General features: G+C 41.4%; 14 protein-coding genes. 8 read left to right on the top strand and 6 right to left on the bottom strand.

Annotated features, from left to right (window positions below; translation table 11 throughout):
• Window positions 1-54 precede the first annotated feature (54 nt).
• From pflA to B3473_RS02230, 5 genes are all read left to right on the top strand, one after another.
• Window positions 55-849, top strand: coding sequence for a pyruvate formate-lyase-activating protein (pflA, locus tag B3473_RS02250; protein ID WP_206148149.1), 795 nt, complete (start codon window positions 55-57; stop codon window positions 847-849).
• A 54-nt stretch (window positions 850-903) separates the two neighbouring features.
• A complete protein-coding gene (locus tag B3473_RS02245; RefSeq protein WP_154454544.1) occupies window positions 904-1536 on the top strand; it encodes a hypothetical protein in 633 nt (210 codons plus the stop codon).
• A 154-nt stretch (window positions 1537-1690) separates the two neighbouring features.
• Window positions 1691-2623, top strand: coding sequence for a manganese-dependent inorganic pyrophosphatase (locus B3473_RS02240; RefSeq protein WP_154454545.1), 933 nt, complete (start codon window positions 1691-1693; stop codon window positions 2621-2623).
• Window positions 2624-2836: 213 nt separating this feature from the next.
• Window positions 2837-4024: a DUF6287 domain-containing protein gene (locus B3473_RS02235; protein WP_235300283.1), complete on the top strand. Its 1188-nt coding sequence runs from the start codon at window positions 2837-2839 to the stop codon at window positions 4022-4024.
• Between the two features lie 42 nt (window positions 4025-4066).
• Window positions 4067-5038, top strand: coding sequence for a DUF6287 domain-containing protein (locus tag B3473_RS02230; protein WP_154454546.1), 972 nt, complete (start codon window positions 4067-4069; stop codon window positions 5036-5038).
• A gap of 57 nt (window positions 5039-5095) precedes the next feature.
• Here the strand turns inward: B3473_RS02230 and yaaA are convergent, their stop codons facing one another.
• Window positions 5096-5827 carry a peroxide stress protein YaaA gene (gene yaaA / locus B3473_RS02225; protein WP_235280825.1) on the bottom strand — a complete coding sequence of 244 codons (732 nt, stop codon included), beginning with the start codon at window positions 5825-5827 and terminating at the stop codon, window positions 5096-5098.
• Between the two features lie 98 nt (window positions 5828-5925).
• On the opposite strand from yaaA, the gene B3473_RS02220 reads away from it, so the two are divergent.
• Together B3473_RS02220 and B3473_RS02215 are read left to right on the top strand one after the other, a co-directional pair.
• The gene (locus B3473_RS02220; protein ID WP_154454548.1) at window positions 5926-6438 is read left to right on the top strand and encodes a YiiX/YebB-like N1pC/P60 family cysteine hydrolase; all 513 of its coding nucleotides are present in this window, start codon (window positions 5926-5928) and stop codon (window positions 6436-6438) included.
• Window positions 6435-7091 (top strand): DUF1803 domain-containing protein, encoded by a 657-nt coding sequence (locus B3473_RS02215; RefSeq protein WP_154454549.1) that lies wholly within the window; start codon window positions 6435-6437, stop codon window positions 7089-7091. Before B3473_RS02220 ends, B3473_RS02215 begins: the two co-directional genes overlap by 4 nt.
• A gap of 33 nt (window positions 7092-7124) precedes the next feature.
• Here the strand turns inward: B3473_RS02215 and B3473_RS02210 are convergent, their stop codons facing one another.
• From B3473_RS02210 to B3473_RS02190, 5 genes are all read right to left on the bottom strand, one after another.
• Window positions 7125-8126, bottom strand: a complete 1002-nt coding sequence (locus B3473_RS02210) for a FecCD family ABC transporter permease (RefSeq protein WP_154454550.1) — start codon at window positions 8124-8126, stop codon at window positions 7125-7127.
• Window positions 8123-9145, bottom strand: a complete 1023-nt coding sequence (locus tag B3473_RS02205; RefSeq protein WP_154454551.1) for a FecCD family ABC transporter permease — start codon at window positions 9143-9145, stop codon at window positions 8123-8125. Before B3473_RS02205 ends, B3473_RS02210 begins: the two co-directional genes overlap by 4 nt.
• Before the next feature lie 37 nt (window positions 9146-9182).
• Window positions 9183-10121: an ABC transporter substrate-binding protein gene (locus tag B3473_RS02200; RefSeq protein ID WP_154454552.1), complete on the bottom strand. Its 939-nt coding sequence runs from the start codon at window positions 10119-10121 to the stop codon at window positions 9183-9185.
• Window positions 10122-10142: 21 nt separating this feature from the next.
• Complete coding sequence (locus B3473_RS02195) at window positions 10143-10925, bottom strand: ABC transporter ATP-binding protein (RefSeq protein WP_154454553.1); 783 nt, start codon at window positions 10923-10925, stop codon at window positions 10143-10145.
• 119 nt (window positions 10926-11044) lie between these two features.
• Window positions 11045-12496 carry a UDP-N-acetylmuramoyl-L-alanyl-D-glutamate--L-lysine ligase gene (locus B3473_RS02190; RefSeq protein WP_235280827.1) on the bottom strand — a complete coding sequence of 484 codons (1452 nt, stop codon included), beginning with the start codon at window positions 12494-12496 and terminating at the stop codon, window positions 11045-11047.
• Between the two features lie 103 nt (window positions 12497-12599).
• Between B3473_RS02190 and B3473_RS02185 the strand changes: the two genes are divergently transcribed.
• Entirely contained in the window at window positions 12600-14234 is a 1635-nt protein-coding gene (locus B3473_RS02185) for a putative polysaccharide biosynthesis protein (protein ID WP_154454555.1), read from the top strand.
• Window positions 14235-14378 lie beyond the last annotated feature (144 nt).

Below are 14378 nucleotides of genomic sequence, written 5' to 3'. Positions count from 1 at the left end.
TCTTTTTTCTTATGAAAATGCTATAATAATATTAGAAAAACGGTTACAAAGGAAATGACAATGACAGAAATAGATTATGGTAAAGTAACAGGAATGGTGCATTCCACAGAGAGTTTCGGTTCTGTTGATGGGCCAGGGGTTCGATTTGTGATTTTCATGCAGGGCTGCAAGATGCGCTGCCAGTATTGCCACAACCCTGATACCTGGGCAATGGAAACCAACAAATCAAGAGAACGCACGGTTGATGATGTGTTAGAAGAAGCCCTTCGTTACCGCCATTATTGGGGGAAAAATGGAGGGATTACTGTTTCTGGTGGTGAGGCTATGTTGCAAATTGATTTTGTGACGGCTCTCTTTACCAAGGCTAAAGCTATGGGGATTCATTGTACCTTGGATACGTGTGGATTTAGTTTTCGCGATACGCCAGAATACCACGAGGTTGTGGATAAGTTGTTAGCAGTGACAGATTTGGTCTTGTTGGATTTGAAGGAAATCAATCCCAAACAACACATCGTGGTGACGCGTCAACCTAACACTAATATTTTAGCCTTCGCACGCTACTTGTCTGACAAGGGAGTGCCAGTGTGGATTCGCCATGTGCTAGTACCTGGCTTGACGGATTTTGATGAGGATTTGATTGAGCTAGGAAAATTTGTCGCGACGCTGAAAAATGTGGATAAGTTTGAAATCTTGCCTTATCATACCTTGGGTGAGTTTAAGTGGCGTGAATTGGGGATTCCTTATACCCTTGAAGGCGTCAAACCGCCAACCAAGGAACGCGTCCAAAATGCCAAAGAATTGATGCACACCGAATCTTATACCGAGTACATGAAACGCATCCACCAATGAGATATTGACATTGCCTCAAAACTTTGATAAGTTATAGCATAAGGTGAAAAAAGCATGAATAGTTACAAAGTTTTAAAATTTGATGAGGCCTTTGTTTACCTGATTCAAGATGGTAAGATTAAAAAAGTGGCGCGTGATTTATTTGATTTTGATATTAAATTGGGTGATACGGTTGATTATATTCAAGATGGAGATATCGTAGTGGTTTTGCCTAGCCAAAAAGCCACAGATGAGGTTGTGGATGACGAGGCTTCGACCAAATCAGCTCTTTTACAGGGCATTTTGAACCTCTTTTTAGAAACCCTAGCCATCCACAATAATGATTTGGGCAATCTCAAGAAAATCTTTTCGCAGTTGCTCGTAACTCTCTTTATGGCGTGGAGTTTAATTGGCGTCATTTTGATTGAGTTTTTGCTGCTGCTAGAATCGCTTATCGTTTTTGTATGGTGGTTATTGGTCAAGGGCGTTCGGAGTTTGCATTTGGTGGATAACAGCCGACGCTACATGGCTTACCGTAAGGAAAAGAAAGCCACACAAAATCGTGAAAACCGCGAGGAAGAAGAACGTTTGTTGCGTTTGGCTTTGGCACAAGAAAAAACCAAACAAACAGAAACTAAAGCTACCGATGACGCTTCAGCTTCTGAAGAACAAGCACCAACTTCCAAAGAGGACACAGAGGAAAACTAAGAACTTCTATAGTCAGAGAATTACTGACCTAGGAGTTTTTTCTTTTGTTGCAACCTTCTAGGAAGTTGAAAGTATTACGCCTCGCATATAGCCTTTTTTGCCTTTTTTTGCTAAAATGAGAGAGAAGTAAAATAATAATGATGAGGTAGAAAACATGTCTAAAATTTTAGTTTTTGGTCACCAAAATCCAGACTCTGATGCTATCGGTTCATCAGTTGCTTATGCATATTTGAAACGTGAACTTGGTGTTGATGCTGAAGGTGTTGCCCTAGGCACTCCAAATGAAGAAACTGCTTTTGCTTTAGACTACTTTGGCGTAGAAGCACCACGCGTTGTGGAATCTGCAAAAGCTGAAGGGGCTGACCAAGTTATTTTGACAGACCACAACGAATTCCAACAATCAATCTCTGATATTCGTGACGTTGAAGTTATCGAAGTTGTTGATCACCACCGTGTTGCAAATTTTGAAACAGCTAACCCACTTTACATGCGTTTAGAACCAGTTGGTTCAGCTTCATCAATCGTTTACCGCCTATACAAAGAAAATAACGTTGTTATTCCTAAAGAAATGGCTGGTTTGCTTTTGTCTGGTTTGATTTCAGATACCCTTCTTCTTAAATCACCAACAACTCATGCCACAGACCCAGCTGTTGCTGCTGACTTGGCAGAAATCGCAGGTGTAAACCTTGAAGAATATGGTTTGGCTTTGCTTAAAGCTGGTACAAACTTGGCAACAAAATCTGCTGAAGAATTGATTGACATTGACGCCAAAACATTTGAACTTAATGGAAACCAAGTTCGTGTAGCACAAGTTAACACAGTTGATATTAACGAAGTTCTTGAACGCCAAGCAGAAATCGAAGCAGCTATTACAGCAGCAAATACTGCAAATGGTTACTCTGACTTTGTACTTATGATTACTGATATTCTTAACTCAAACTCAGAAATCTTGGCACTTGGTTCAAACATTGGCAAAGTTGAAGCTGCCTTCAACTTCAAACTTGAAAATAACCACGCATTCCTTGCAGGTGCTGTTTCACGTAAAAAACAAGTTGTCCCACAATTAACAGAAAGCTTCAACGCTTAATTAATAAGGGATAATAAAAAGGTGACGTGAGTCGTCTAAAAATCTTAGAATTTTATATTAAAACTAAAGTGAGATAATTATTGTATCTCACTTTTTTTCTAAGTTTGTCTAGTCTAGTGATTTTGTTATTTCTAAAAAGTTATTATAATCCATTCAGAAGAGCATTTGTTATGATACAATGAGTACAAAACGAAAGAAAAATGAGGGATTATTATGAAAAAGTTTGTTTTATTTTTTTCTTGCCTATTATTAGTAGGATGTCATCAGGAATCAAATGATACTAAAACAACCACGCAAAGTAGCGAAAAAATACAAACTTCTAGCAGCAGTAGTAATGTATCCTTGCAGGAAGAGAATAAAGATTATAGTGAATGGTACCTAAACTATAAGTATTATTATGTTCAATCTAATACCTCATCATTAATGTTTGGCGGATTATCATTGAATAATGATGGAACAGTAATCTTATATAGATCTGGCGCTGAACTAATGGCTTATAATCAAGGAAATCCTTTGGAAGGAAAGTACACAATCGAGGAGTATGAAGAACCAGATTCTATCCAAACCTATATCACTTCGGGAAATATGACTGTAAATGGTGAAGAACCAAGCCGAACAGAAGTTATGCCGAGTATTAAGATTGTAATTAATATTTCTTCTGAAGACATTCAGCGAGTTAATGGTACAGTTGAATTTTCAGAAGATCAAACGACAGAGGTATTATATGGCTATACCAATGATGAAGGAAATAAAGTATTGACAACAGGAAAAGGAAATCAGTCAGCAATACAGGTTTATTTTCACGGAAAACCTAATAAAACAGAATATGTTGTTAATGCAGATGAGGTAAATTTGCGTTCTAAACCAAGCTTAAATTCCGATATTATTGATTCAAGACGAAAGGGTGATATTATCCAAGTATCTGATTGCGTTAATGGTGATAAGTATAATGATATTTCAAGTTGGTGGGAAGTATCTGTTGATGGAAAAATATGTTATGTTTGGTCGGGTGCGCTACAAATAAAATCAGCATATGATTATGAACAACAATCTGTAAATGATATTGATTTATCTGCAATCAGTAAAGGTGATTATGAATCGTTAGTGGGAACATGGGTTAATGGTAGAGGTGATACTCTTGTCATTCAAGCAGATGGATCTGTTGTCAGTACAGTAAGCGGAAGGACGGGCGAAGGAAGTTTGGGAGGTGCTTTTAGATATGAAAGTGATGGTGTTCCTTATATTGGAATGAGTAATGGCTATATGGGAGGTTTAATAGCATTACTTAAGATTGGTTTTAAAACAGAAGGTGACAATTCAGATACTTCTAAACCACGAATTGTACCAACACAGAATGGTGTGTATAATTTATCGAGTGATGCTTATTATTATCGTCAATAATAATGTAATATTTTTATAGGAGTATTAAGGAAAGGTCAGTTTATGAAAAAGTTTGTTTTACTAGGCATAATGGTTTTATTATTGTCAGGGTGTTCTAAAAAGAGTGATAGTCGAAGTGTAAGTGGTAGTTGGAACACAAACTCGAGTGAGACGATTAGTTCTAGCAGTTCAACTGTATCACAGACAGAAAGTAATGAGGAAGTAACAAGTAATAATAGTATTTATGACGTTGTACTAGAGAAACTTAGAAATGATACCAGTGAGAGCCCTGCGACACATTATGCTTATTATGATATTGATGGAAATGGACAGGATGAACTATTTTCTGGACGGTATTGGGAGTCTACGGGAACAATTGAATTCGCCGCTCTTTATTATGATAATAACGGTGTTGCTGATTATTTGGCACAAAGTTATGTTGCGTCAGCTGGTGGTTATAGAGAAGCTGCAAATATTTATACAGATGGAACGGTTATTACAGCTAAGTGGATGTCAACAGGAACTCAAATGGAAGACACTCAATATCAACTAAGAGCAGACAATAGAGGTGTTGATGTAATAAAAAATGCTAATGTACCTATTGGGAGAGATGTAGAGTTGTCGGATTACTTTGACATCAAGGGGAAAAAAGAGTTTGATTTTAGTATTTTGGATTGGCAACCTTTGGCATCAGAACAGACTTCTTCAGGTGATTTAAATATTGACCAGATACTTAATGGAGATTATACATCATTAGCTGGAACATGGAAAAATGGTAGGGGGCAAACTTTTGAATTTAGTGATGAAGGAATGCTTGAAGGAATGAATATTAGTTCGCCACGAGAAAGTTCTTATGGAACAGTTATCTTAGCATGTGGTGCAGCTAACGGTGCACCCGGTGGATTTGCTATTGAAGTTTACCCTACTGGTGTCAAAAATCCCAAAGGAGATCATTCGGATTCTTCCCAACCAAGGTTGATTGCTGGGCAACAATTTATTGACTTTCCTGCAGAAGCATATTATTATAGAGAATAACAAAACAAAAGCAAACGAATCGTTGGTTTGATTGGTTTGCTTTTTATTTTTGGGATGTTATTCTTGATCACGGATAAAGGTGAGGGTTTGGTCTTTGGATAATTCTGGTGAGAATTGGAAGCCGTCAAAGGTTAGGTGTTTGATTTGCTCAATGGTTTCAATTTGTTTTTCAGCCATTAGTGAGACCAAACGACCACGTCCTTTTTTAGAAATGGTTGAATGAACTTTTGGCTTTCCGTTTCTATTTTCCATAAAGACAATTTTAACTATGCGTTTGCGGATATTTGGAGAGAAAACTTGCTCAAATTCTGATGACAGTAATGAAATGATGAGTTCGTCATCTTGGACTTCTTCGTCGTATTGTTGTCTCCAAAATTGTTTTAATGATGTGTTGTCAATCTTGAGATTTCCTTGAAAATCAAGGCGATGTGGTGCGATTAACGTCATGGGACTGATTAAGCCGTATAAGGCAGTAGCGATACGAAGGTGGTTATCAAGATAATGTCGCTCCGATTCGGTTACCTGAGTTCGTTTCATATACCGATACATGAGACCGTCATATAATAGCCATGCGTGGTAGGTTTTGGCTTCCCCGTCAGCAAGACGTTTCCAGCGCAGCCATTCTTGGTCAGCCTTGTTGGAATTAATTTTGTAAAAGTTGGCCAAGTCATCAACAGCGTATTCGCGTATGATTTTGAGAACTGTTTGACTCATAGGAGTTAGGTTTTGACTTGGAAAAGCATCTTGGTTGGTATGTAATTCTTTGGCGTTAGGAATTAATATTTTCATACTGGCATTATAGCATATCACTAGAGCGTGCTACAATGTTTCGGTTTAAGTGAGAAAGTTTTACAGCCGTCAGGCTGGTTTTTTGTTATAATAAGGCTATGACTATTCAGGAATTGCAGGCGGGGGATTTGCTTTTTGTGAAGGATGCGTCCGACCTGTCACAAGCTATTCAAGAGGCAACAGGAAAGTATAGCCATGTTGCCATTTATTTTGACCACATGATTTACCATGCCACGAGAGATAAGGGCGTGATTAAGGAAGATTTGGCGGCTTTTTTAGCCAGTCATTCGCAGGCAATTGCCGTCTATCGCTATCCGCAAATAAACGTGGAAAAGGTCTTTAGGGCTGCGGAAAATTTACTCGGAAAGCCTTACAATGACAGCTTTTACCCCGACAATGATGCTTATTATTGCTCACAATATATTGCTAGTATTCTGCCTATTTTTCCCCCTATCCCCATGCAGTTTGGTGATGGCAATCAAGAGATTTCCCCTTTTTGGCAGGCTTATTATGATAAACTTGGGCTTGCTGTGCCATTCAATCAACCTGGGACCAATCCCAGCCAATTAGCACAGTCTAAGCTATTACACTATGTAGGAGAATTGATATGATTCGTATATTTAATCCAGATAAATGGACTCGACAAGCTTTTTTTAAAGACTTGGTAGCTTTTTTGTACCAGCACGATGATGTGACCTTGCGTCAGATAAAGGCGGCATTTCCCGAGGTGACCAAAATTGACCGTTTGTTGGAGGAGTACATTCAGGCAGGGTACATTATCCGTGAAAATAAACGCTACACGATTGGTTTGGACTTGTTAGAGGATGTGGCTTGTGTGAGCTTAGATAGTCAGGTTTTTGTGGATGACCAAAGCGAGGTTTTTGCTGAGCTTATGGCGCTGCGTTTTGAAACCGAACTAGCCAATACAACCAACGACTTGGTTGTGCGAGAAGAAACAGGTATTGCACGAGATGACTTGACCTTGGCCAATTACTTTTTCAAGCTGGATGAGAATTTGCCTCTTTCAGCTGCCCAAAAGCCGCTCTATGATTTGTTAGGGGATGTCAATCCTCAGTATGCCTTGAAATACATGACAACATTTCTCTTAAAATTTGCACGCAAGGACGAGGTGGCCCAAAAACGCCCTGATATTTTTGTCACAGCCTTGGAGTTATTGGGTTACATTCACAAAAATGACCAAGGCAAATATGTCTTAAAGATGCTTTTTGACACGGAAAATCTTCTATTGATTAGCAAAGCCTAAAGAAAATCCCTAGACCGAGATGGTTTAGGGATTTTATGCTGTTTTTGACATGAGGTAGAGGAAATAAGGCGCTCCGATGATGGCAACGACGATGCCTGTGGGAATGCCTGTTCCAACTAAGAAAATACGGCCAAGGGTATCGGCGATTAGGAGCAATAGCATTCCCATTATCATGATGGCAGGTAGGCTAACGCGGTGGTCGCTGCCTAGAAAGCGGCGCGTGATGTGTCCAGCCAGTAAGCCAACAAAGGTGATATTGCCAACGAGTACCACGCTAATGGCAGATAAGGCTGTGGCTAATACGAGAATATAGAAGCGTTCTCGTTTCAGATGTAATCCCAAAGCTAGTGCGCTTTCTTCGTTTAGGGTCATGATGTTTAAAGCGTAACTACGGCTGTAAGTTGCCAGCCAGATGAGAATGAGCAGCGGCGCCAAAATTGTCAGCGTTTGCCAATTGCCGCCAGTCACCTTCCCGCTTAACCAAGAAACGATGTAGTCCGTTTCATTTGGGTCAAGTTGGTCCATGACAGCCACCATCACACCAGACAGCAGACTGGAAATCCCCACCCCTGCAATAATAAGGCGTGTTGGATTGATGGGCTGATTTTTCCGATAAGATACGAGATAAACGATGCAAATGGTTAGCATCCCGCCTAGCATGGCAAAGCATGGCATAAGTGCAATAACCAGTGGATGACTCGTGTCTAACAATCCAATCATCAGAGCAATGACCAGCCCAGCGCCTGTATTGATGCCCAAAATACCTGAGTCTGCCAAGGGATTTCGCGTCAGCGTTTGCAATAATACCCCTGCCAAAGCCAGCGAGGCACCTCCCAGCAAACAAGCCAAAATACGTGGCAAACGGATGTCTAAAACGATGAGTGAAGTGGTTGGATCGGCCTGCCCTAAAAAGACTTGAAGGACGTCGCCAAAGGACGAATGCGCATACCCAAGCGACAAAGATAGGAGGAAGGCTAGGACGAGCAAGACGCTTAACAAGATAAAATGACGAGCAGTAGGTCGTTTTGCAGTCATGCTTGTTCTCCTTTTCTAACCAACCATAAAAAGCAAGGCAAGCCGATGATGCTGATGATAGCGCTGAGTGGCGTTTCAGCAGGTGGATTCATAACGCGACTCACCAAATCCACCCACAGCATAAATGTGCTACCTGCAAAAGCTGTTAAGGGCAGAATGAGGCGGTAATCTTTTGCCACAAACAGTTTTATAAAATGCGGAATGATAAGGCCTACGAAAGCAAGACTTCCCACCAAGGCAACTGCAGCAGCAGACAAAATCACCACAATACCAAGAAAAGTCACGGTCATGGAGAAAGTTTCTTGCCCTAAAGATTTAGCAACGGTTTCGTCAAGGCTTAAAATGGTCAATTGATGGGCGAATATTTGGGCTAGAATCAAGCCAAGGACAATGACAGGAGCGATAATGCCCAGCATTTTCCAATTGACCTGAGCCAAGCCACCAGCCTGCCAGCCAATAACAGCCTTTGACAAATCAAAATACAAGGTCAAAGCTTGTCCGATAGCTGACAATAGCATAGCAACCATAGCCCCTGCCAAAATCAATCGCAGTTGCTGGTAACCCTTTCTAGGACGATAAGCCAAGCCAAAAACCAAAAGTGCCGCTACAATAGCTCCTAATAGGCAAAGCACCAACATCACGCTATAATGCATACTCCCCAAAAATGCATAGCCCGCAATCAGTGCCAATCCAGCACCGGCATTGATACCCAAAAGCCCAGGGTCAGCAATGGGATTGCGTGTGATGCCCTGCATGATTGCCCCAGCTTGCGCCATGGCAGCACCAACCAAAATAGCAGCCAGCGTTCTTGGTAAGCGTAAATCAATAATGACATCTTGCACTGGCGAATCCGTCAAAGGGTGCTTGAGCACTTGAACGAGCTGGCTATTGGAATAGGTGATGGCACCAAAGCGAAGCTCTCCATACCAGCCCAGCCCAAAAAGTAGGCAGAGGCAGATAAGGAGAAGCCAAGTAGCAGCGGTTTTATTTTTTTGAAAAAGAAGGGAGATTGGTTTCATGAGATTTCCTTTTCAGAAAGCATTGGATTGATAGGGATTAAGCGTTGAGTTCTTTGATGGCTGTCACGAAAACGTCGAGTTGTTTGTCTAATGACAAGGGGTCTGAGAAATAAAAGAGATTTTCATCGACTTCTAAGACGTGCTTGTTTTTGACGGCAGAGAGGTTGTTCCAAACGTCGCTTTCTTTCAGGGAAGCTGCCACGTTTTGGCTGTCCTTGCTGGTGTTAACCACCAAATAATCCCCAACATAATCGCCTAGCACTTCTTGAGAAATATTTAGCCAGCCTGCAGGAAAGACGTCTTCTTGCACTTTTTGAGGAGCAGCATAGCCAAGAGCGTCATAAATCAGTTCTCCACCACGTCCCCAGTTCTTACCGTAAAGGTAAATGTCCTTATCATAAAAATCCATGATGGTAAAGGTGCTTGATGGGTCGATGTATTGGCTCAATTCTTCCTTGGTAGCCTTGGTTTTTTCTTCCCACTGGTTTAGCCATTCTTTGGCTTTGTCTTCTTTGTCAAAGACCTTTCCAAGAGCGGTCATCATTTCCAAGTAATTGTTTTTGCCGTAATCAATGACCAAAACAGGAGCAATGGCTTTTAATTGAGCGAGGTTGCTATCAGTTGAAAAGGCAATGATTAAATCAGGCTTTTGCGCAGCGATAGCCTCGGTATCATCTGAAGTCAGATGCACAGCCTTATCCAATTGTTTTTCAAAAGCAGGGTTGTTTTTTTCCAAATCTAAGGAATAACTAGACACATTGACCCCAAGTTCCAAGAGGTAGCCTGTGTAAGAATAGGCAAAATTGACGACTTTTTTAGGATTTTTGGGAATGTCCCCTTCGTAAGAGAAGCCAGTGATTTTAGGCATGCTAGACAAGTCTGCCTGCTTGGTATCAGATGATGAGTTATTTTTGTGGCAAGCCACGAGTGTAAAGGTTGCTAGAAATGTTGCTAAAGCGACGAAAAACTTTTTCATATTATTCTCCAAATGATTAATCTATGTCAGCTGATAAGTCAGCAATATTGGGCGGTTGTGGATAGGGTCTTGAACGATCTGGGCATCGATGTTGAAAATATCACGCAAAATAGCTGGCGTCATAATATCGGTGATGCTGCCGTGATAAGCGATTTTTCCAGATTTCATAGCGATTAAGGTATCCGAAAAACGTGCGGATAAATTCAAATCGTGCAAGACCATGATAATGGTTTTCTTGGTTTCAGTGTTGAGCTTTTTGAGCAATTCCAAGACTTCCAATTGGTGATTCATGTCGAGATAAGTGGTTGGCTCGTCCAGAAAAATCGTGTCGGTGTCTTGTGCCAAAGCCATGGCAATCCAAACACATTGCCGTTGCCCACCAGAGAGGGAATCAACGCTTTCATTAGCAAGGTCAGCCACCTTGGTCATCTCCATCGCCCAATTGATTTTGTCCTTGTCCTCTTTGGTCAATCGTCCCCAAGAATTTTGGTGAGGAAAACGCCCATAAGAAACCAATTCATAAACTGAAATACCGTCCGTTGCCTCAAGCATTTGTGGAAGCAGGGCTAGTTTTTTCGCCACTTCCTTAGTTGGCAAGTGTACGATAGACTCTCCGTCAATTAAAACATGCCCAGATTTCACAGGGTGAATGCGAGTCAAGGCTTTTAATAAAGTGGATTTGCCGCAACCATTTGCCCCAATAATCGTGGTGATTTCTTGCTTGGCAATGGTGACAGATAGCTTGTCCAAAATAAGCTTGTCCTCATAGGCAACTGAGATATTTTCAGCAGCAATTTGTGACATACAAGTCCTCCTTTCTAGAAAATGTCTTTTTTATTGTAACAAGAAAAAAAGCCTGAGAAAAGGCTTTTTCTATGATTGCTACTTGGTTAGAATCATTCAAAAGTTTACTTAAAATCATTCTAATCAAGGTATTTTTTGGCGATTTGCAAATCTCCAGCGTAAGGCGTGTGTTCTCCGTTGACGATTTGGTAAGCGTCAGCCCCTTTTCCTGCAATGATAACAGCATCATCTTGTGTTTTTGTTAATGTCATAGCGTGCGCGATAGCTTTTTCACGGTCCACTTGAATGGTAAGCGGACGGTTGACTTGGCTGGCAATTTCTTCGGCAATAGCTTGCGGGTCTTCGTAGTTAGGGTCATCTGCCGTCAAAATCACGTGTAGATTAGGGTGGGCATTGATGATGCGGGCAAAATCAGCTCGGCGACTTTCCCCTTTATTACCAGTCGCTCCCAAAATCAAATACAAGTTTCCTTTTTGGTGTTCTTCCACGACAGACAACAATTTGGCAAGGCTATCTCCGTTATGGGCATAGTCCACAAAGACCTTGGCACCATTGGCTTGGGTGATGACTTCCATACGACCTGGGACGCTGGTTTCAGCAATTCCTTTTTGAATATCATCAAGGCTAGCTCCTAGACGGTGGCAGGCAAGTCCAGCTGCCAAGGCATTTTCTTGGTTAAATGAACCAATGAGCTGAATATCGTAGTGCCCAGCCAAGGTTCCTGCCACGTCAAATGCAAAAGCTTTGCTATTGTGGATAGTATTGTCAGTCGTTTTGCCGTAAAAATCATGCGGTTTGTCAGCCACTTGTTGGGCCACCACTTTGAAATGGTCCATGTCAGCATTGACCACAACCGCTTTGCTATTAGCCATCAACAGACGCTTGTGGTAGAAATAATCCTCAAAGGTCGGATGCTCAATAGGTCCAATATGGTCTGGGCTGATGTTGAGAAAAGCGCCCACATCAAAGCTCAAACCATAAACACGGTCAACAAGATAAGCCTGACTAGACACTTCCATGATGAGATGGGTCATGCCGTTGTCTACCGCTGTCGCCATCATTTTGAAGAGGTCAAGGCTCTCAGGAGTTGTCAGATGCGATTTGAAAAAAGTCTTTCCATCAAGCGTGGTGTTCATGGTTGAGAGCATGGCTGGTTTGTGGCTTTGTTTTAGAATATGGTAGGCAAAATAAGCCGCCGTAGTCTTGCCCTTCGTTCCTGTAAATGCCAGCAAATGCAATTGTTTTTCAGGGTGTCCGTAAAAGACCATAGCAATCAAACTCATGGCTTTTTTGATGTCCGTCACGATGATGGCTGGAATCGCAAGACCATAATCCACTTGGCTCACATAAAAGCCTAGCCCTTTTTGAATAGCTTGCTCAAGGTATTCTTTTTTAAACGTCGCTCCCTTGGCAAAGAAAAGGGTGTCTTGGTCTACATCGCTACTATCAAAGCTGATGTGCTTAAACTGCGGATTTTCAGGCCAATCAAGGCTGTAATGATTGCCAAAGATAATCTCACGAAAATTGTGGTCTTTGGTTAAAATCTGGATGGTTTCTTCAAGTGTAATCATACGTTCTATTTTAGACTTAAAGTCTTTAATTTACAAGTCATAAGCAAAAGTTTATAATAAAACGTAACGCTTATTTTTAAAATTTACATCTAGAGAGAATACTATGTCTGAAAATAATACAACAACGACACAGCAACAACAGATGGTCCGTGGGACGGCTTGGTTGACGGCTTCCAATTTTCTCAGCCGCCTGCTCGGTGCTTTCTACATTATTCCTTGGTACGCTTGGATGGGAACGCACGCCGAACAAGCCAATGCCCTTTTTGGAATGGGGTATAACATTTATGCCGTTTTTCTTCTCATATCAACGGCAGGAATTCCTGTTGCCATTGCCAAACAGGTTTCCAAGTACAATGCCCTTGGTCAAGAAGAAACCAGCTACCACTTGCTGCGGAAAATACTGAAATTAACCAGTATTTTAGGGCTGATTTTTGCAGCCATCATGTATCTAGGCTCGCCGCTTCTGGCTGCTTGGAGTGGTGGTGGGGAAGACTTAGTTCGTGTCATGAAAAGCTTGTCTTGGGCCCTGCTGATTTTCCCTTCAATGAGTGTTTTACGTGGCTTTTTCCAAGGTTTCAATAATTTAAAACCCTACGCCATGAGCCAAATTGCTGAGCAAATTATCCGCGTGATTTGGATGCTGCTCACTGCCTATATCATCATGAATATCGGCTCTGGAGATTATGTGAATGCCGTCGTGCAATCCACTTTTGCAGCCTTCATTGGAATGATTGCCAGCGTCTTGGTTTTGGTAGTTTTCTTGTGGCGAGAAGGCAAATGGCAAGCTATTTTTGCTGGCAATACCAACGACGTGACGGTTGACACGCAAGCCCTTATCCTTGAAACAATAAAAGAAGCCATTCCTTTTATCATCACAGGAGCAGCTATTCAGCTCTTTCAAATTGTGGACCAAATGTCCTTCATCAATACGATGACATCTTTTACATCGTATAGCAACAAAGACCTGCAAATCTTGTACGCTTTTCTATCAAGTAACCCTAACAAGATTACGATGATTTTGGTGTCTATTGCAACGGCTATCGCAGGTGCGGGTATTCCCCTATTAACCGAAAACTTTGTCAACAAAGACAAAAAAGCCGCTGCTCAATTAGTTGTCAACAACTTGCAAATGCTTTGGATGGTGCTCTTCCCAGCCTTGGTTGGAGCCATTATCTTGGCAGAACCTATCTATACGCTCTTTTACGGAGCTCCAAGCAATACAGCTCTCTGGCTTTTTGTGGGGGCCTTGATTCAGGTTATTTTCCTAGCTCTTTACAGTTTGTTAGCACCAATGCTTCAAGCCCTCTTTGAACCTCGCAAAGCTATCCTTTACTTTGTCTATGGTTTGGTGGTGAAGATTGTGCTGCAAATTCCATTTATCTATGTGTTCCAAGCTTACGGTCCTTTGATTTCAACGGCGATTGGCTTAGCTGTGCCCATTGTCTTGATGTACCGTCGTATTCATGAAGTGACTGGCTTTAATCGCCAAGGGTTAAGACGTTCGATTCTCTTGATGACGCTATTAGCGCTTATCATGGGTGTGGTTGTGGCTATAGCAGCTTATGGGCTTCATTTTGCCATTAGTCCGACAACACGTCTTGGTAGTGTGGTTTACATTGCCTTGGTTGGTGCGATTGGCGTCCTTGTCTATGGTTTTTTGACCCTAGCCACTCATTTGCTGGATAAACTCATCGGAACACGCGCCAAAACCTTGCGTCAAAAATTACACTTACCTTAAGATATTAAAAAAGCACCCTTGCGGTGCTTTTTTGTGTTATAGTTTTGACTTATAGCTCATTATCAAGAATTAGAATAACCAAAAAGCCTGTCTAATGCCTAATAAGTGGTAGAATAGTGATAACATTTAAAAAGAGATTGATTG

Origin of the sequence: Streptococcus sp. UBA632, assembly GCF_002300045.1 — a bacterium.
GTDB classification, from domain to species: domain Bacteria; phylum Bacillota; class Bacilli; order Lactobacillales; family Streptococcaceae; genus Streptococcus; species Streptococcus alactolyticus.
Note: the sequence above shows the minus strand (reverse complement) of the source record. Positions and strands in the feature narration are given on the sequence as shown.